Below are 20,451 nucleotides of genomic sequence, written 5' to 3' on the forward strand. Positions count from 1 at the left end.
TTTATAATTTTTTCCTAAAAAGAAAATTGGGTGGGAATTACCCACCCGCTAAAACTCGGCCTTGAGCCACCTTGGAAAGCATCTACAAAAGTCCTTGTTGGGGTTTGAGCCATTTGTTTAAGGTGGTATGGATGGTTTGTCCAATTTGCTGCTTCAATCGCCAAGCGGCAAATGCCTTATCATAGTCTTCTCCAGTCAGTTGATAAGTTTTCCATCCTTTCAGGGCAAGGAACAATCCCCACAGAAATAGAATCGGCAAACTCCAGGTCAGGGTGTGCGCCGTCAGGAGATTCAAGACGACCAAAAATGAGTTAGCAATCCCATAACGAACGAGATTATTTTTAAACTTAGTCTGGCGATAAAGGTCAAAACTACGCCGTTCTTTCAGTTGACCTTGGTTAAGCAGCCATTCTTGTTCAGCATGGGCAATATTTTGTGGGGGAATGCCGAGTTCTTTGGCAATTTCTACCAGTTGAACTCGGGAAAACTCTTCGGATTCGGTTTGGCGGGCGATCGCCAGGTGTAAGATTTGCTGAACGGCTTCTTGGGTGTAAGATTCAGGCATCGCAGTTAGTCTCGATAGGAGGAATCGGATCAGAGAATTCTCAAAACTCTTTTTCCTGTTATTGTAGCGAATCTCAAAGCGGAACGGGCCTTTTTCTGAGTACGGATGACTCCCCTGTGAAACTGGGGATCATGGCGATCGCCAGGGTGTCCTAGAGCATCAGTACCGGATCGGTTAGGACCTGGAGCTTGCACAAAATTTAGCTAATTAGGAACAAATTAGTGCCAAAACCGGGCTTTTTAGGTGATTTATTTGCTCCCTACCCAGAGGTCCGGGTCTAGAACTGGAATAAAAATAGTCCAAAGCGCGATCGCATCCCCCATACGGAAATCCACCCGCGATCGCTGCATAAACGCCTAAAATAAAACCATCCAATTTAACATTTTTTTCCAATTGCTAATTCCTGACCACTTCCAACCCTTCGGCAGATCCTCCCCAGTTTTTCTGTAAGACTGACAGAAACTGCCTCAGACTCATCCCCTCTAATCGGTGATCTTAACTTTAAAAAAACGATTGAAGCTGGCCCTAACCCTTAACAATGTCTGAACCCTCTCACCCTGCTAACCCTTCCATGTCCATCAATCATTCTCTGATGTATTCCGCTGCCCTGGAACGGGCAATTGACCCCAACCCACCCATCGTTTCCCCGGAAACATCTCTCGAAGAAGTCCTCGCCTTGATGAGTCATGTTAGAAGTAGCTGTCCCTTGCCTTCCCCCACTGACTCCATTCAAACCAATATCTGGGATTCCGTGAGGGCGAGTTGTGTCCTAGTTCTACAAGGAGCACCGACCGTTTCGGAACAACTGAATGCGATTCGAGATACCGGAAAAATCCCCGATCGCCCAGAGCGAATTCTTGCTAGTAAAGTGGGGATTTTTACCGAACGGGATATCGTGAAAATGACCGCTGCCGGAGTAAATTTAAAAACCGTCAAAGTCTCCGATGTCATGACCTTTCCTGTGGTTACTCTCACCGAATCTCAATCCCATGATATTTTCACCATCTTGTCAGTTTTTAGACAGCATCAAATTCGCCACCTTCCCCTGATTGACCATCAGGGCTATATCTTAGGAATTCTCACCCCCGAAACCATTCGACAAGCCCTCCAACCTGTGCGTCTTTTAACGCAGTTACGAGAAGTTAAAGACATCATGAGCCCTAACGTGATTCAAGCCCCCATCCACGCTTCGGTGCTTGAATTAGCTAAATTAATGGCCGATCGCCGGGTAAGTTGCGTCGTCATTTGTCAAGACTCCCTCAACACAGACACCACCCACCCCCCGGCAAAAATTCCCGTAGGAATTGTCACGGAACGAGATTTAGTCCAATTTCAAGCCCTGCAACTGGACTTAGGCAAAATGCAGGCAAAAGATGTCATGAGTTCCCCTTTATTTTCCCTCAGTCCCCAGGATTCCGTCTGGTTTGCCCATGAAGAAATGCAGCGCCGACGAGTACGCCGGTTAGTAGTATCGAGCGCCGAAGGATATCTCTTAGGATTGGTTTCTCAAACCAGTTTATTGCAAGCCTTACATCCCACAGAAATGTATGGGGCAATTGAAACATTACAGGAAGTTGTTGAAAATCGCACCAAAGAGTTAAAAGAAGCTAACGAACAATTACAACGGGAAATTGAGGAGCGCAAACGGGCCGAAATTGCCTTACAAAAAGCCCATGATAATTTACAAAAATTGGTAGAAGAACGCACAGCGGAACTTCGAGCCACTAACGCCCAACTGCAACAAGATATCCGCGATCGCCAACGAGTTGAAGCCGCCTTGCGCGAGTCAGAAGGCCAGTTGCGACAGCAAGCCCACGAATTAGAAGCTGCCATGCGATCGCTACAACAAACCCAATTCCAACTCATCCAGGCCGAAAAAATGTCCAGCCTGGGACAATTAGTCGCTGGGGTTGCCCATGAAATTAACAACCCCGTTAACTTTATCTATGGAAACCTGTCCCATGCAACTCAGTACATTCAAGACCTCTTGGAATTGATTGATTTGTATCAAAATCATTTCAATCAAACTGTTCCTGAAATTGAAGATAAAATCGAAGATATCGATTTAGATTTTTTGGTGACTGACCTCCCTAAAATGATTGCTTCCATGCAGATTGGAGCCGATCGCATCCGGTCAATTGTCTTATCTTTACGCAACTTTTCTCGCCTCGACGAAGCCGATCGCAAGCGGGTCGATATTCATGAAGGGCTGGATAGTACCCTGTTAATTTTACAACATCGGCTCAAAGCCCATGCAGGACGACGAGAAATTGTTATCCTAAAAGAGTATGGAAATTTGCCTAAAGTGGATTGCTATGTTGGTCCACTCAACCAAGTATTTATGAATATTATCACCAACGCGATCGATGCTCTGGATATGGGACATAGCGACAACGAGCGAGCGAATGGCAAAGTACCTTGGCGATCGCCCTTATCCGCCATCCCCGCCACATCCCCCACCATCCGGATTCGCACCCAAGTTGACGAAGGCGATCGCATTAGCATCTCCATTGCAGATAATGGTCCAGGCATGACCGAAACTGTCCGTCGTCGCTTATTTGAACCATTTTTTACCACCAAACCCGTCGGCAGTGCCACCGGGTTAGGATTGTCCATTAGTTATCAAATAGTCGTCGAAAAACATAAAGGACGATTGCATTGCTATTCCACCCCCGGACATGGCACCGAATTTATGATTGAAATTCCCCCTTTTCAACCCCATTATGAACCGCCCTTGTTTGATGCCCCTAGCCCAAACCTCTAATCCCCAGACTCTTAAGTGCTAAGACGGCCACTGCTTAATCGTTCAAACTTCCCCGGAAGAGGTCAAGGAGGCCAAGACAACCCATGATATAATCAAGGGCTTTGAACTGTTTTGAACCCCAGCTCACAGAATCAGTGGATTCTCCTCAAGTTTAAATCATTTTAATCCTTGAATCAGCAATGATAAGATATAAAACTTATTAGAAAATGCCTGAACCTAACGGTTCAACGTCCGCATTCAAGCAGGAATTGGGGAACTGGGGTGACTGCCTCCCCAGCCGACCGCCTGCTAGACTATCGTAACCAAAACTGACGCGCCAAAACAGAGGAACATTCGTGCTCGATATTAAGCAAATCCGGGAAAATCCACAAACCATTCAGGAACGCCTAAATCGGCGAGGGGAAGGTTATGATTTACAGCCCATATTAGACTTAGATCGCACCGGGCGAGAATTAGAGACCCAGCGATCGCTTCTTCAAGCCCGCAGTAACGAAATCGGCAAGCTGATCGGTCAACAAATGAAATCCGGCAGCAAGCCCGATGACCCCGCCATTCAAACCTTAAAAGAAGAAGGCAACCAACTCAAAGCGCAACTCAGCGAACTCGAACCCCGAGAAAGAGAACTCAAAGCCGAACTCGACAACCTCCTCTTAAACCTCCCCAACCTCCCCAGCGAATCCACCCCAGTGGGGAAAAGCGAAACCGAAAACGTCGAAGTGCGGCGCTGGGGTGACGAATACCTACCGAAACATGACCAAATTCGCCCCCACTGGGAAATTGGCGAACAAATGGGGATTATCGACTTTGAACGGGGAGTAAAAATCGCCCAGAGTCGCTTTATCAGCCTAATCGGGGCCGGTGCCGCCTTAGAACGAGCCCTAATTAGCTTTATGCTCGATCGCCACATTCGCCACGGTTATATAGAAGTCATGCCGCCGGTTCTCATTAATAGCACCTCCCTGCGTGGGACCGGCCAACTTCCCAAATTTTCCGAAGAAAGCTTTCAATGTAGTGAGGATGACCTCTGGCTGGCCCCCACCGCCGAAGTGCCGGTAACCAACCTCTATCGCGATGATATTCTTGCACCGGAAAACTTACCCATTAATCACTGTGCCTATACCCCTTGTTTTCGCCGGGAAGCGGGGGCTTATGGCAAAGATACCCGAGGATTAATTCGACTGCATCAGTTTAATAAGGTGGAACTGGTCAAAATCGTGGCCCCAGAGACCTCGGAGGATGAACATCAAGCCCTAGTCCAGGATGCCGAAGCGATTCTGCAAGCGTTGCAACTGCCGTATCGGGTATTGGAACTCTGCACAGGAGACCTCGGCTTTGGGGCGCAAAAGTGCTACGACTTAGAGGTGTGGTTACCCTCTTCGGGCAAGTATCGGGAGATTTCTAGTTGTTCTAATTGTGGTGATTTCCAAGCTAGACGCGCCTCCATTCGGTTCAAAGAAGCGGGTAAAAAGGGGACTCAATTTGTCCATACCTTGAATGGATCCGGTTTGGCTGTGGGGCGGACAATGGCAGCGATTTTAGAAAACTATCAAGATGCAGACGGCACGATTCGCATTCCCGAAGTGCTGCAACCCTATCTCGGAGGGAAAACAGTCTTGTAAGGAGATGGGGGAGATGGGGGAGATGGGGGAGATGGGGAGGATAGGGGAGATAGGGGAGATAGGGGGGATGGGGGAGATAGGGGAGATTGACTAAAGTCGTTATCCCCCTTTCAACGTCACGACTTGCTGTCGTTTCCTCCCCATCCTCCCCATCTCCCCCATCCTCCCCATCCTCCCCATCCTCCCCATCCTCCCCATCCTCCCCATCCCCAGAAACCGACGGGTCAGCCTAAAATAACAATAAGTCAGGACTTACGCATAATCTCCAGTCGGACTGAGGGACTGCGTAAGTCCCCATCATTAGTTAAGACGGGTTCATTGAGCCAGTCTGTGATAGTAACAGAGTTTAACTGGGGTTTGTAATGTCAGTATTGGCAGCGATCGCGGTTCTGGCGATGCTTATTTTCGTCCACGAACTGGGACACTTCATGGCAGCCCGATTACAGGGCATTCACGTTAATCGTTTCTCAATCGGATTTGGGCCCATTTTATGGAAATACCAAGGCGCAGAAACCGAATATGCCCTACGCGGGATTCCTTTGGGGGGCTATGTTGGCTTTCCCGATGATGATCCCGAGAGCGAGATTCCGCCCGATGACCCGAATTTGCTGCGTAATCGCCCGATCCTGGACCGGGCGATCGTAATTAGTGCTGGGGTCATCGCCAACCTAATCTTTGCCTATCTGCTGTTAGTCGGACAGGTGGCAACGGTGGGGGTGCAAGACTTTGACTATCAACCCGGGGTAAAAATTGCCCAGGTGATGTCCGAGGAGACTGCTGCTCATCGGGCGGGGATTCAGGCCGAAGATATTATATTGCAAGCCGGTGGAGAGGAATTAGACGCTTCTGCACAAGCGGTGCGATCCTTGATGGAGATTATCCAAACCCATCCTGAGCAAGTTCTGGAACTGCAGGTGCAGCGGCAGGATGAAACCTTTACGGTACCGATTTCCCCGGAACGAGATGAAAGCGGAAAAGGGATTATTGGCGTGCAATTGGCTCCTCACGGCACCCTGATTCGCCACCGCGCCGAGAGTATCCCGGCAGCGTTTGGGGAAGGTGCAGTGGAGTTTCAACGGATTACGGTTTTGACGGTGCAAGGATTTGGACAGTTAATTCGCAATTTCCGAGAAACGGCGGATCAAGTGTCGGGTCCGGTGGCAATTGTGGCGATCGGGGCGAATATTGCCAAGTCTGATGCGGGAAATCTGTTCCGATTTGCGGCATTAATTAGCGTTAACCTAGCGATTATTAACATTTTGCCGCTTCCGGCCCTCGATGGCGGTCAGTTGGCATTTTTGTTAATTGAAGGATTGCGCGGTAAACCGTTGCCGACTCATATTCAAGATGGGGTGATGCAAACCGGGTTAATGTTGCTGTTGGGTTTGGGGATTTTCCTGATTGTTCGGGATACGGCCAATTTAGGTTGGGTCCAACAGTTATTTCAATAAAAGTAATGAAGGATGAACGACCCTAGATCTCTTGCAAAGTTCAAGATAGATCCCCCCAACCCCCCTTAATAAGGGGGGCTTAAGAGATGTATGCAGGAGGTTTAATCAGGGCGTCATCCTTCATTAGTTCGGCACTTTTTTACTATGAATATTACTCGGAAATGGGCGGCGACTAAGCAACGGGCGATCGAGATTTTAATTCGGCTGAAGAGATTGTATCCAGAGGCGGACTGTACGCTAAATTATGAGACGCCGGTGCAGTTATTGGTGGCGACTATTTTATCGGCACAATGTACCGATGAGCGGGTGAATCAGGTGACTCCGGAGTTGTTTCGACGGTTTCCGGATGCACAGGCGATCGCCGGTGCGGATATTGAGGAGTTAGAACAGTTAATTCGTTCCACAGGGTTTTATCGGAATAAGGCGAAAAATATTCAAGGTGCTTGTCGGGCGATCGTGGAAAAACACAAGCATCAAGTGCCAAAACGGATGGAATTGCTCCTGGAGTTGCCCGGAGTTGCGCGAAAAACGGCTAATGTTGTCCTAGCAAATGCTTATGGGATTAATCAAGGGGTGACGGTGGATACCCATGTGAAGCGGTTATCCAATCGGTTAGGATTGACGGAAAATATAGATCCGGTAAAGATAGAACGGGATTTAATTCGCTTACTTCCCCAGGAAGATTGGGAAAATTGGTCGATTCGGCTGATTTATCATGGAAGAGCAGTTTGTACCGCAAAAAAACCCGCTTGCGATCGCTGTGAGTTAGCGGATTTATGTCCAGCAGCCGATGTCAGTCTGCTTACTGATGTATTGGGGTAGTTTTCTCCAGCACTAAGACTCATTGATTCCAGGTGATTATTCCCAGAAGAAAAAAACGACTAAAGTCGTTACTACCCACAAAGAAACTCTTTTTTCCCCGTTGTAGTAACGACTTTACTCATTCTTTAAGTTCCTACCCATAACTTGAATTAATTCCCGGTTATGGACAGAAAATCTTCTCAAACTTCCTCTTGAGGCAAGGATGGAAAATGGTGTTTGGGGTCATAAACCGTTCCGTCAGGCATAATTGCCCCGGTTAAATCGGCCCCCCTCAAATCAGCCCCACTTAAATTGGCATTCGTTAAATTTGCCCCACTTAAATTGGCATTACAAAGCTTTGATTCAGACAAATTCGCTCCCTGCAAATCTGCGCCTTGCAAATCTGCTCCCGATAAATTAGTGCCAATCAAATTAGCCCTTTTCAAATTTGCTCCCGTAAAGACAACCCCTTTGAGGATGGCATTGGCAAAATTTGAGTTGTATGTGAAGTTCTCCGGCTTTTCTGATGGATTAACTGGAAATTGAGGAAGATTTGAGGTAAAACTTTCTTCAAGTTGAGTTTTAGCAGTTTTCATAATTTTAATTTTTATTAATAATTCACTGTAAGTCTGTCTTCAATAGGCTCTCAAATCGGATTGGGACGAGTCAGCACCCGGAGTGGGGTGGGGTTTTCAGCCTGGGGTGGAAAAAAAAAGGGGTTGGCGATCGCCCTTTTGGTGCCTTGAAGGGTCCCGCTGCATTCGAGAAGCCCCTATCTCAACGGTGGATCTAGAAAGAGGTTCACTACAGTGGGAATCGGAATTTCCCCAGGGCCTAACTGGCTCCCATCCTGGGCCAGACTCTCCCGGTTGCTCAAGTGGATCCGGAGCAGATGCCTCAGGTAAGTCCTGTTCAGGCTGGGGATAAGGGACCTTGACAACCCGCAAAAGCCGCTCACTCACTCCATGAGCTTGGAAAGAGCAACTAGGTTCAGGGTAGGGAACCTGGACCATCCGGCGGAGTTTGCATCGGGTCCAGGCGAACTTTGCAGACCTTTCAGGGTCACCGATTTCCGTAGGCGGAGGAAAAAATTTGCCAGAAATTTGAAAATTATATAAATTCATCTTGCAACTCTCCACCGATTAGAGTTACAGTGGATATGGGTACATTAGAATAGTGGTTTTGCGGTTTGGGGCACGTTTGTGTCCCAACCTTTTCTTTTGTAGGGGGGCTAGGGGTCAAGGTTAGAGGATCCATAGATTTAACCCAGAAGATTGTAGAGGTTTTGCTTTAATTGTGGGCTTCCGTTGGCCCGGTCCCAGGAAAGGACTTGATCTAAGGGGTTGTATTTCCCCGGCTATTGGGAAAAAATCCGGGGTACCCTTGCCATGTGGTGGGTATGAGAACGTTCAGAATAGGGTCTGGAATAGTGGTTTGGACCGTGGCTGGTCCTCAATGGGGTCTTGAATAGTGGTTTGGACCGTGCCTGGTCCTCAACGGGTCTGGAATAGTGGTTTGGACCGTGCCTGGTCCTCAATGGGGTCTTGAATAGTGGTTTGGACCGTGCCTGGTCCGAGATCGGGTCTGGAATAGTGGTTTGGACCTCAAAGGTCATGCCGGAAGGAGCCAATTTGATTTGTAGATACTCCTTGACTCCCCGACAATGTGTTAATTCAGGGAAGGAAGTTTTAAAGTGGGTATCGAGGCTGCGGAGCCTCGCTACCCTTTGCCCTCAACCGTTGCTTATCCTTAGTATTGTCTATCGATGTTTGCGATCGCGTTTGCGAACTGTTCAACTTGTGTATAACTTTGAAAAATTTTGTTTGACTTAGGCAAAATGTTTTAATTTCCCCCAAAATCATTGAAGTGGGACCAGCCTGGAGGGTCCAGTTTAGGGGCCTGAATTGCCGAGGGAGGATTGAGAGTTTTCTGAAGTAACGACTGAACTCGTTACTTCAGAACTTCAAACGATGGGGGCCTGCCTGTTTAGGCTTCATAGGGGATAGAGATCACCCGGTTGAGTAGGGTAGAGAACTCGCTGAGGAATTCGACCTCGGCGGGGTCCCACGATCGCCCCTGGGAATGATAGACCGTGAGGACCCCTTGCCATTGTTCCCCTGGGGGAAAGGGGACAAGGAGGGCCGCTTTGATATTCAACGCCGTAAAATAGCCGATCGCCTCTTCATTGACTGCCGTTTGTAGATCAGCAAAGGCAACGGCCTCCCCGGATTGCAACCGCCGGTAAAACTCCGTCTGTTGTAAGGAAGATTTCGCCCGGGACATTGCTTCACTTGCCACAGAGTCTATGAGACAGGTTCCCTGGCGATCGCACAGGGCCACCCGATCCACACCTAACAACCCTCGTAACTGAGAAAGCGAACCGGAGAGGATTTCCTCCTGGGGTAAACACTGGGTCAGACTGGCTCCCAGATAGCGAAAAAGTCGTTCCCTCAGACTCACCTGATCCAATACCTGAGAGACTTGCGTCACTTGTTGTAGAGATTGAGACGCCTGTAATAGACGACTGACACGTTGACGCAAGACAGCCCAATGGAGAGGTTTCGTCACATAATCCGTGGCCCCAGCTTCAAAGGCGCGATCGACGGAATCCGCATCATCGAGCACGGTAATCATCAGAACTGGAGTATGCTCTCCTCCAGGCAGACTGCGTAACTGATGGCAACAGGTGAACCCATCCATAACTGGCATCACCGCATCCAGCAGAACCATATCCGGTTGCAGTCGTTTAAATTCGGCCAAACATTGTTCACCATTTTTTGCATCAGCGACGGTATATCCTTCTTCTTCCATTGCCAGACGCAGGAGCGATCGCATAGAGCGATCATCATCAGCCAGCAAAATTAACGGGGAATTATCTTCACCAGTAGGAGTCATGAATTATTCTGTTTCCGTTCGAGTTCCAAAGCTTTAATCACGTTCTCATACTCCTTTTCCACCGGGTTGAGGAGCGTCTGTGCAGTGGCAGTAGTCCCCGCCCGACCTAAATTCTCTAACTCTTTCAAGAGATTAGCAAGAGTAAGAGCACCGAGATTTGCACTACTCGATCGCATGGAATGTGCCGCTTGACGCAACCCTTCCGGATTACCTTGCGCCACTGCCTCTCGTATTTCTTGCAGTTTTTCTGGTGCATCTTCGAGATAGTTGCCGATAATCAGAGACAACATCGCTGCCGCTTTGGGACCTGCCATATCCCGTAAAGAATCGAGAATTTGGCGATCGAGGACCGCTTCACCCTCTTGATTTCGGGGGGGTAGAAGATGAGAACCAAACAAATGGTCACTAACAAAGGTAGACTGCATCTGATCCCCCGAGTCGGTTGGGGTTGCACCGGATTGAATCTGCTCCAAAGCGCTGGCCAAAGCCTTGATGCGAAAGGGTTTGGTAATATAAGCATCCATCCCGGCGGCAAAGCATTTTTGGCGATCGCCCTCCATTGCATAAGCCGTAATTGCAATAATTTTCGGCGCAGGTTCCGGGCGGTTTTGCCATTCCTCGCGAATCTGCCTCGTTGCGGTCAATCCGTCCATCTGCGGCATCTCAATATCCATTAACACCACATCATAAGGTTGACGGCGCAAGGCTTCCAGGGCTTCGAGTCCATTTTGCACTAAATCGGCGCGATACCCAATCTTTTCCAAGGTCCGCATCGCCACTTCTTGATTCACGGGATTGTCTTCTGCTAAGAGAATCCGTAAAGGCAGTCGTGGCGGGGAGGATTCTGAGACAACCGCACGAGGAGGAACGGGATTGAACCTCTCCGACCTTTCTAAGGGGGGACTTTTTTCAATCTGAGCATGAGGACAAGCGAGGGTCACAATCGTAAAGTAAAACGTAGAACCGGGAAACTCACAGTCCGAGGAATAAGGCTGCACCCGCCAATTTTCGGGAGGATTTCCCCCACAATGTCCCATACTTTCCACCCACATCTGACCCCCCATTGATTCACATAAGCGTTTGCTGATGGCTAAACCCAATCCGGTACCGCCATAGCGTCGCGAGGTAGACAGATCCACTTGGGAAAACGATTCAAACAGGCGGTGCATTCCTTCTGGGGGAATGCCGATGCCTGTATCTTGAACCTGGAATTGAATTCGATAGCGGCAAGATTGCCGATTGTCTGTGGCAACGAGGTCCTCGGGGAGAGGAGAGGCACTCACGGAGACGATCGCCTCCCCAACTTCGGTGAATTTGACTGCATTCCCCAGGAGATTGACCAAAATTTGCTGGAGTCGGGTGCGATCGCCCATAATCTGCGAAGGAGTCTCCGGGTTAATTTGGGTGACGAGACGGATCCCTCGGGCAGTCGCTTGGGACGCCAGGACGCTCACGGCCCTAGCGATACAATCCGGCAAGGAAAAGGGTCGTTCGTCAAATTCCAATTTACCGGACTCTATTTTCGACAGGTCCAGAATATCGTTAATAATCCGTAATAAACTCTCGCTGCTGTTGCGAATCGTTTCCGTCCACTGTCTTTGTTGTTGCGTCTGGACAGTATCGAGGAGGAGGTCCGTCATGCCGATCACCCCATTGATGGGGGTGCGGATTTCATGACTCATCATGGCCAAAAACTCGCTTTTGGCTTGATTAGCGACCTCTGCTAACTGTTTGGCGCGATCAAGGGCGAGATTTTGTTGGGCGAGTTGTTGACGCTGCTGGGTTTCTCGTTCGAGTAACTCCGCTTGTGCTAAGGCAATCCCGACTTGATCTGCCACCGCTTCGAGGAGTTCGATTTCATCTTCGCGCCACTGTCGCAATCCTTGGCATTGTTGCAAGGCGATCGCCCCATTGGGCTCTCCTTGATAGGAGGTACGAATTGCCATCAGCGATCGCACGCCGACTTGTTCAAACAAGGGACAAATCCAGGAGCCCAGCGCGTTCTCCTGCATATCATCAATGGCGATCGCCCGGTCCTGAGCAATTAAGCGTTCAGCCAAAGGATTGCCCCGAATCGGAATTTCTAAATTTAACAGGGAACTCACCCCAGGAGTCAAATACTCCGTCACACAGTACAATTGCGCCTCGGGTAAGATTTGATAGCGATGCAGCAAACAGCGATCCACCTCCAATGCTCGTCCCAGTTGCGTTGCCGTAGTTTGTAAAATTTGGTGCGTGTCCAAACTCTGGCGAATTTTCTGGGTGATTTGTCGCAGGAGTAGACTGCGATGAAAAGCTTGGGCGAGGGCCGTTGCTGCCTGTTGTCGTTCCAGTTCCCCCCCAATCCACTGCGCCATTAATTTGAGTAATTCTTGTTCTACTGCACTAAAGGGACGGCGACGGGGATGGGGACTAGAAAAGCTCAGGGGACCATAAACTTGACCGGCAACGGTGACGGAGGTGCCGAAATAAGCCTGGATCGGGTCCGTGGGAGAAGGGGAGTCTGATTCCCCCTCAGTCTCTACAGGGGACTGAATCGCATTGAGCAACCCCTCACTCCCGGGGCGATCGCCGGTAAAAACCGTCCCTGAAACAATGGCACAAGTCGAGGGATGAGCAGCAATCACTTCCAGGCGATCGCCCACCAACTGCCCTAACAGTCCCATCTCTAGCTCAAACCACTCGCACCCCAGTTCTAATAATCGCTGCAAACGCTGCTCAAAACTCAGGGTCGGATCCGCGCTGACTTCATATAAAGCCCGAATACTCGCTTCACTAAAGCGCAATTCTCGTTCCGCTTGCTTGCGCCAAGTGAGGTCAAATCCTGCAAAAACCGCAGCTTTACCCCCAAGATATTTTTGTGCCACGACTAAATAATGCCAGGGAAGTCCATCCACTTCCCATTCCATTTCCACAGAGGTTTCTGAGTCGCCACTGTGGAAAAAGTCCTGGACAAAATCTCGAATTTCGGTTTCCGGTTCCAGAAAACCCATCGTTTTTCCGATAAAGGTTTCCGGTTGAATATTGAAGGAACGCGCTAGATAGCGGTTAATCCCCAGATAGGTCAAATTAGAATCAATCCAAGCGATGCTACCGGGGACTGAATCTAAGACAGCACGCAGTTGATCTCGCGCTTGTCTCAGTTCTTCCTCTACCTGGTTGCGTTCCGTGATGTCCCGAACTGTCACAACCCGAACGAGGCGGTTTTGATAGTCAATCATTTTCGGGTGCAATTCAGCGGGAAATGTTGAGCCATCTTTCCGGAGTGCGACAACGAGATAGGGGCGATCGCTCTGGTTTTCAATGTTCTGAGCGACGATTTCCCGATACTCTGGGGTCACTAATGCTACACCGGGGGTTCCAATAAGTTCTTCTTTTTCATACCCAAGCATCTGAGCCAAAACCCGGTTCACATCTATAATGAACCCGCGATCGTGCAAGATAATTCCTTCACAAGTGGCGGCAACCAAACAGCGATATCGTTCTTCGCGTTGTTGGAGTGCTTCCATTTGTTGTCTAGGGGTGATGTCTTGAAGAGTGCTGAGATTTACCCCAACTTCATCGACATTAATCCGTTTTGTTTGGATTTCCCAGGATTGTTGATTTCCGCCAACGAGGGGACTGCCCTCGGGAACCTCCTCCCTCCCTTCCTCGGAGGCGATCGCCCCTTTGCGATCGCCCACGGAAGTAAGTTCCTCCAGTTTAAATTGCTTTAAGACTTCAATCCCATACCCATAAAACTCAGCGGCGGCGACATTCGCATCTAGAATCATCCCGGTTTCGGAGTCCGTGATCAATTGCACTGCCGGATTTTCCTCAAATATCCGCCGGTAGAGAATTTCCCTCTGGGTAACTCGGGGGTGCAATTGCTCAGGTGCAACCGGCATAGTTTTTTCCGGCAACGATGCGATCGCCTCCGGGTCCCTTTCTCTAACCCACGGCATCCTTTTTGACCACAGATACCCCGCGATCGCACCCACAATCAACCCACAGAAAATCCCTATCAACTGCATAGCCTGCTGTTCTGCTTTCTTTCTCTCATCATAAAGCGGTGAGGGAAGATGGGGGAGATGGGGGAGATGGGGGAGATGGGGAAGATGGGGGGGATGGGGAAGATGGGGGGGATGGGGAAGATGGGGGAGATGGGGGAGATGGGGAAGATGGGGGGGGATGGGGGAGATGGGGAAGATGGGGGAGATGGGGAAGATGGGGGGGATGGGGGAGATGGGGGGGATGGGGGAGATGGGGGGGGATGGGGAGATGGGGGAGCTTAAGTGCCTGGTTGGTGGACTGGAGGCAGAGCCTCCAAAGGGGTATGACTCCGCTGAAAAGCCAAGTCATAAGCATCACTTCCCCATCCCCCCTATCCCCCCTATCTCCCCTATCCCCCCTATCCCCCCCATCCCCCCTATCCCCCCTATCCCCCCTATCTCCCCCAGGGGGGCCAACTTCTTGTATAATAGGGGTTTAACCCCGCCTGCAGGGATTGAATTATTCAAAACTCCAGGGAAAAAAATGTTCCCGAGACTTCTTTATTCCCCGAGTCTGAGTTTGAAATTAAAGGTGATTTCCCTCATTCCACGGTGAGTCGGCGATCGCCTCGGGGTCAAGAAGTCATCACCACTTGTTGCTGTCAGGGATCGTCAGGGTGACAGGAGGAAGATCCCCCAACATCGGCAGCCGCGATCGCTGCACGGGAAACCTGCTGCCCCCAATATTATAAATAGCTGATATTGCCTCTGCTTTTTCTAGCCGATTGCAGCTCGATTCAGGAAGCCATTATTAATAGAAATTCCTGCTTTGATGGAGTCAGCTCATTCCCTTTACCACTGTTAACCCAAAACAATTTTCCCCCTGGGTGGATAGCCTCCTTGGTATTTACAACCCACAAAATAACTGCTTAAATAAACTGGATTATACCCATGAAAAAACGCTCACTGAAGACTTCCGAAACGGGAAAGCTTAAGGCCAAAGCTGCGTTTGAAAGAAGTGGCTGGACCCAACAAGATTTGGCATCTGAAGTGGGGTTAGAAACCCGTCAGTCTATTTGGAAGTTTTTGACCGGACGGCCTATTGACCGGGCGATTTTTATGGAAATTTGCCACAAATTAGACTTGGATTGGCAGGACATTGCCGATTTACCCAGTGATGTTACCCCAGAGCCTCCCAAAACCAATGCTAATCCGGGGTTAGATCCACCCATTGAAGAAGATATCACCGCCTTAGTCACGGCAGTGCGATCGCGCATGAGGGAACCCATTCGCGCTCAGTGTGGTACTCTGCGGCTTTTGGATAAGTCTCAACCCGTTGCTCTGGATGATATCTACATCCAGATTAATATTCTGGAACAACTGAATCGGCAACGATGGCTGGAAGTCTCGGACCTCCAATTTCAGCCCAGGCAAACGCGTCAGTCTAAGGGTCCGGTACACCGTAGCATTTCGGCCTCAGAACAACAGTCCAAAATTCCGGCAATCCAAGCGGTTTCTACCTATTCTAAGTTATTAATTTTGGGTAAGCCCGGAGCTGGTAAAACTACGTTTTTACAATTCCTAGCCCTGGGGTGTATTCAAGAAGAAACCCACCTAAAATCAGAGGTTAGAACCGGCGCTTTAGGACTTCCTATTTTTATTAAAATTAGGGATTGGAGAACCGAAAGCAAACAGAGTGGAAATCGCAGCCTCCTCCATTATATTACTAAAATTTTCAACAATTTTGGCCTGCAATCGGCTAAGGTGGAAACCTTGCTGCAAGGCGGTCATGCCTTGGTTCTGTTAGATGGATTAGATGAAATCCCACCAGGCGACAGCCGAGAAATTGCTCAAGAAATTAACCAATTTTGTGAAATTTACTATCAAAATCAGGTAGTGATCACCTGTCGCTTGGGGGGAGGCGAGTACCACTTCACGGGGTTTACGGAAGTAGAATTAGCTGATTTTGATGGGTCACAAATTGAAGCGTTTGCTGAAAAGTGGTTTGTCGCTGCCCGTGGCGATCGCGAAGCAGGTTTACTCCTGTCCCAACGCTTTTTAGAAAAGCTACATCTGCCCGAAAACCAACCGATTCGGGAATTAGTTGTAACCCCAATTTTGTTAACTCTAACTGCGAGTATTTTTCAGACGAAAGAAGATTTTCCTAACAAACGCTCTAAACTCTATGAAGCCGGATTAGATATTCTGCTAGTGCGATGGGATGAAGCCCGAGGCATTCAACGAGATGAAGTCTATCGCAATTTATCCCTACCTAGAAAAATAGAACTGTTGAGTCAAATTGCGGCCACCACATTTACGGAAAATAATTACTTTTTTGAAAAGCGGGAAATTGAGCATTATATTGGGGACTATTTGGCAACGTTGCCCCAAAGCAATACGGCCCCAGAAACCTTGCGATCGCAAAGTTCCACGGTCCTAGATGCGATCGAAGCTCAACATGGTTTATTAGTGGAACGAGCCAGGGGAATTTATTCCTTTTCCCATTTAACCTTCCAGGAATATTTTACCGCTCGTCAGATTGCGGCAACACCGGATCCAAATGCGTTGGAGGAGGAGTTACAAGGATTAGCGAGTCATGTCTGCGAACCGCGATGGCGAGAAGTGGTGTTACTCACCTCGGAATTGTTAAGAAATGCTGACCCTCTGCTGCAAGCAATGAAGCAACAAATTGATGTAATGTTGGTTGCCGATGGCAAGTTGCAGCAATTTTTAGCCTGTACCAGTGCTAAATGCCGACGACTGGAAGGATTGTACAAACCGGCGGCAGTGCGGGCATTTTACTTTACCCTGTTTCGCGATCGCAGTCTGGGTTTAGCCCTTGCCTTGGACCCCAGTTTAGCCCGGGATTTGGCCCCAGAGTTAGCCTTGGATTTGGAGTTGGCACGTGCTTTGGAGTTGGTTTATAGCCTGACTCGCAACCCGGATGTAAAACAAATCCTTTCCTTGGGTTTTGCTCTGGACCTCGATCGCAGTTTAACCCACGAGCCAAAATTGCGCGAAGGATTGCAGGAACTCAAGGACCAACTGCCGGATCCTGGGGAGGGTCGCGATCGCTTAATTGCCTGGTGGGGCGATCGGGCTCATGGCTGGGCGGAACAATTTCGCGCCTTGCTCATCGAACATCGCCAAATCGGCCACAATTGGCAGTTTACCCCCCGACAAGTAGCTTTACTGGACCAGTATTATCAAGCCAATCAACTCCTCGTGGATTGTCTGCATGGCGAGTCCCATTGCTCCTCCGTGGTGCGATCGCACCTAGAGGCAACCCTCCTCTTACCCGTCGGAGAAATTGAAACCTCCGAAATTGCCTCGAACTCTTCGTCTGACTACTTTATTCAAATCAATGACGGTGCTATTCCTTTCGCTAAACTGATACCCTAAGTTGATTGACTTGCTTTGAATCAGTCCAGGTTTATGCGCCGCAGACTGATTTATCAGCTAGAATGAATCCCCTGAGAAGAATACGAGCGAGAAAGTTTTAAGGGGTCCCTCTATTCCCTCGGGGGGACCTCATACCGTTCTACCAAGAGGGTGCATTGCAGAAACCAAAAGGGAGGCTTAAATTTAAAATATGTCTCTTGTGATGCTGCGCCTATCCGGACTAAGGTAATCTCATTGAGGGGAATAACTTGACTTCCCGATACAAAATCTAACTCTTGCTCAATTGCACCAATGCAGCGGTTTAAAGTTCCCCCTAGCCACCATGTAGGCTTAGCCCGAACCGAGAAAACTGTCACTCGAAAAGTGTCGTGTGGGTCATCGCTTGAGAAAACCATATCAGGCAACCGTAACCCAGACAGATAATCCTCGTCTGAGATTTCATTGTCTATTTGAGCGTGAGCGACCCAGTAAGCATCATTGTCATAACTCATGACCCCATCCCCTTAAAACGAGATAATGCGTCTTTTATTGCAAAATAAGCGGGTTTCGGTTGATAGTCTCTATTGAATAGAAATGGGGTAAGTTCAGGGTGACGCCATGAGTAGCGATCGGTACTTCCCCAGATATTGAAGACTTCAGATCCACAATCCCGACATAACCGAAATAATTCGCTATAGGCGACAGCTTGAGATAAGCGACCAAAATTTTCAGACAATGTGGTTTTATCCCAAACTGTAACCTCACTAAAGTGAATTGTTAACCCTTTAGTGGTGAGAGTTCTCAAGAAATCTTTAAACCCAAAAAGTCTAAGAACTCCCAGGGTATTATGATGAAGTTGGACCCCTATTCCATCTAAAATATTCCCCTCTATTAACAACTCATTAATTAATTTCAAAAGAGCTTTTTGTTTTCGGTAACCTTGTAGCCGATATTCTGAATAAAAAAGTCTGGCATCTGGCCTAGCTTCCCTAGCCCAAATTAGAGTCTGCCGCACCCAATGAGGTCCAATTAAGGCGCTTAAAATGGTATCCCTGATATTCCCGTTGTCATCAAAAGCTTCTCCGCAAACATCCCAATTTTTGATGGTGGGATATCTTATCATCGTTTCAGAAATATATTCTTTGATTAATTGAGAAAATTGGTAGCTTTCCATCTCTCTCATCCACTCAGGAATTGACCGGGCCCAAGTCATTAGGTGACCCCTAACGCTTAGATTATGAGTGTGCGCAAAATTTATCACCCAGTCAGACTCTTCAAAGTTCCAGTCATGAGGATTCTTTCCGATACGGCCTAGTTTGAGGGCGTTCTGTGGTGTAATGAGATTAAAGTTTTTTACTATCAATTCTTGCAGCAATTCATCAGTTTTTAGGTGGGTTACTTCTTCGGCGCACCCCAAGTAAAAACCTGTCGGGATACAGTTTTTCAATCCCATGAGCTTTATGCTTTAGTTAACGGGTTATCATCTCAAAAGAACGCGCTTGACTTCCCCCATAATAAATCATGAAAAGAGAAATCAAGCGCGAGTACAATAGGGCTAAAAATAAAATTAATCCCCTATGACTATTAACCTGGGGGTGGGGTTGGAGAAGGTCCACCAGAACCCACAGAATTGCTATTGCTAGTAAGATAAACGTTAGTGTTCATCTCCCCAAAAGCTGGCTCAGGAATAAGAGGCGTTCGCCAGATATATTTGCGGTCCCAGGGTGTAACCAAACCCATAATTTTATTAGCAGCGTCACCATTAAGTGTTCCTTTCCCATCAGCCCCGACTTTGTTAATCAACCATGCTCTTAACTCTGCAACCCCGATGGTTCGAGATAGAGATATCGAGAAACTGTTGCGGGCTATCGACTCTGCTTTTAGGGTTCCAGTTGCCGGGTCATAATATTGCACTGGAATGGGGGTACCAGGGATTAGTAAAATTTTGTACTGGTAACTCCCTCTTTGACCCTTGATGGCGAATTCTTTACCAGCGTTCGTCTGACCGCCAGTGCCAGTGTTACTAAATGTCCCCACTCTAGGTGTCGCAATGCTTAAGCCTAGCCATTTGGCTACGCAGTCCTTGATATAGCACCGCTCGTTGGTAAAATCGTTCAGGTTCCCTGCGGTCTTGTCCTTAGCAATCCCGGTGATCGCCTCAACATAAAAACCGGGTAACGGTCCGGGCCTTAACGCCATAATTTAACCTTAATGCTTGATTGGGTTTTGGTGGGATAGAGCTACTGCCAAGCTATCGGGAATCTACCGGCAAGCTATCAGTGAGCTACCGGCAAACTATCAGTGAGCTACCGGCAAACTATCAGTGAGCTACCGGCAAGCTATCGGTGAGCTACCGGCAAGCTATCGGTGAGCTACCCGCAAGCTGTCAGTGAGCTATCAGTGAGCTATCAGTGAGCTACCGGCAAGATCGCAAGACAACAGGGGATTGCCAAGATTTAAAAGGGTGTCACTCATTTGGGGACCCTTCAATAAATCTAGCTTCGCTCTATGTTTATGACATTAACATGACCTTTTTATCTTTTCCGGCTTAACCGTTTGTCAACCGCTTATCGGGGGTTAAGGTACGATTATTTTTTAAAATTATTTCAATATGTCACGACCCAATCAGGCGCAACTTTTCTAGCACCGTTTGAGAAAAACTTTCCATATTTGGGGTACACGGTGACTTCCTTAAAATCCGGGTTGCCGATAGGTCCCACTTTAGGGTTGAAATCGTTTCTATAGTCAAGGTCTATCTCGCTATAAATGTTGAATAAGACGCTCCTAGCCTCATTAACTGACTTAGCATAAATTATCACTTTGCTATTATCTTTTAGGGTCAATATTCCCTGGTACGATCCTTTCTCTAAACTATGGAAAGGGGCGAATCGATGGAGGGTTTTATGTTGATAGTGGGGAATAGTTACTATGCAGTTACGCAAAATTAATTGCATATTCTTTTCCTAGATTTTCGAGGACATTAGTGACATAATCAACTAAATTT

General features: G+C 48.3%; 13 protein-coding genes. 6 read left to right on the top strand and 7 right to left on the bottom strand.

Translation table 11 applies throughout. The features are described 5' to 3' along the window. Positions 1–82 precede the first annotated feature (82 nt). The gene (locus tag NG792_RS26385) at positions 83–565 is read right to left on the bottom strand and encodes a 2TM domain-containing protein (protein WP_261237388.1); all 483 of its coding nucleotides are present in this window, start codon (positions 563–565) and stop codon (positions 83–85) included. A 538-nt stretch (positions 566–1,103) separates the two neighbouring features. On the opposite strand from NG792_RS26385, the gene NG792_RS26390 reads away from it, so the two are divergent. The 4 genes from NG792_RS26390 (at position 1,104) to nth (ending at position 7,221) form a co-directional block, all read left to right on the top strand. After that, positions 1,104–3,329, top strand: coding sequence for a CBS domain-containing protein (locus tag NG792_RS26390; RefSeq protein WP_261237389.1), 2,226 nt, complete (start codon positions 1,104–1,106; stop codon positions 3,327–3,329). A 335-nt stretch (positions 3,330–3,664) separates the two neighbouring features. After that, positions 3,665–4,948, top strand: coding sequence for a serine--tRNA ligase (gene serS, locus NG792_RS26395; RefSeq protein WP_261237391.1), 1,284 nt, complete (start codon positions 3,665–3,667; stop codon positions 4,946–4,948). A 362-nt stretch (positions 4,949–5,310) separates the two neighbouring features. Next, a complete protein-coding gene (gene rseP / locus NG792_RS26400) occupies positions 5,311–6,399 on the top strand; it encodes an RIP metalloprotease RseP (protein WP_261198679.1) in 1,089 nt (362 codons plus the stop codon). 144 nt (positions 6,400–6,543) lie between these two features. Further along, complete coding sequence (nth, locus tag NG792_RS26405) at positions 6,544–7,221, top strand: endonuclease III (RefSeq protein WP_261237392.1); 678 nt, start codon at positions 6,544–6,546, stop codon at positions 7,219–7,221. A gap of 179 nt (positions 7,222–7,400) precedes the next feature. Here the strand turns inward: nth and NG792_RS26410 are convergent, their stop codons facing one another. The 3 genes from NG792_RS26410 to NG792_RS26420 form a co-directional block, all read right to left on the bottom strand. Then, a complete protein-coding gene (locus NG792_RS26410) occupies positions 7,401–7,796 on the bottom strand; it encodes a pentapeptide repeat-containing protein (RefSeq protein WP_261198680.1) in 396 nt (131 codons plus the stop codon). A 1,390-nt stretch (positions 7,797–9,186) separates the two neighbouring features. Next, positions 9,187–10,095 (bottom strand): response regulator, encoded by a 909-nt coding sequence (locus tag NG792_RS26415; RefSeq protein ID WP_261198681.1) that lies wholly within the window; start codon positions 10,093–10,095, stop codon positions 9,187–9,189. Then, positions 10,092–14,108 carry a PAS domain S-box protein gene (locus tag NG792_RS26420; RefSeq protein ID WP_261237393.1) on the bottom strand — a complete coding sequence of 1,339 codons (4,017 nt, stop codon included), beginning with the start codon at positions 14,106–14,108 and terminating at the stop codon, positions 10,092–10,094. The genes NG792_RS26415 and NG792_RS26420 overlap by 4 nt, the downstream gene beginning before the upstream one ends. A 138-nt stretch (positions 14,109–14,246) precedes the next feature. Between NG792_RS26420 and NG792_RS26425 the strand changes: the two genes are divergently transcribed. Together NG792_RS26425 and NG792_RS26430 are read left to right on the top strand one after the other, a co-directional pair. Beyond that, a complete protein-coding gene (locus NG792_RS26425; RefSeq protein WP_261237394.1) occupies positions 14,247–14,369 on the top strand; it encodes a hypothetical protein in 123 nt (40 codons plus the stop codon). Positions 14,370–15,017: 648 nt separating this feature from the next. After that, positions 15,018–17,468, top strand: a complete 2,451-nt coding sequence (locus tag NG792_RS26430) for an NACHT domain-containing protein (protein ID WP_261237395.1) — start codon at positions 15,018–15,020, stop codon at positions 17,466–17,468. Between the two features lie 110 nt (positions 17,469–17,578). Here NG792_RS26430 and NG792_RS26435 read toward each other — a convergent pair whose 3' ends face one another. The 3 genes from NG792_RS26435 to NG792_RS26445 form a co-directional block, all read right to left on the bottom strand. Next, positions 17,579–17,959 (bottom strand): hypothetical protein, encoded by a 381-nt coding sequence (locus tag NG792_RS26435; protein WP_261237396.1) that lies wholly within the window; start codon positions 17,957–17,959, stop codon positions 17,579–17,581. Next, positions 17,956–18,900 carry an endo-1,4-beta-xylanase gene (locus tag NG792_RS26440; RefSeq protein ID WP_261237398.1) on the bottom strand — a complete coding sequence of 315 codons (945 nt, stop codon included), beginning with the start codon at positions 18,898–18,900 and terminating at the stop codon, positions 17,956–17,958. Before NG792_RS26440 ends, NG792_RS26435 begins: the two co-directional genes overlap by 4 nt. A gap of 131 nt (positions 18,901–19,031) precedes the next feature. Next, a complete protein-coding gene (locus tag NG792_RS26445) occupies positions 19,032–19,646 on the bottom strand; it encodes a hypothetical protein (protein WP_261237399.1) in 615 nt (204 codons plus the stop codon). Positions 19,647–20,451 lie beyond the last annotated feature (805 nt).

Origin of the sequence: Laspinema olomoucense D3b, from assembly GCF_025370785.1 — a bacterium.
GTDB classification, from domain to species: Bacteria; Cyanobacteriota; Cyanobacteriia; order Cyanobacteriales; family Laspinemataceae; genus Laspinema; species Laspinema olomoucense.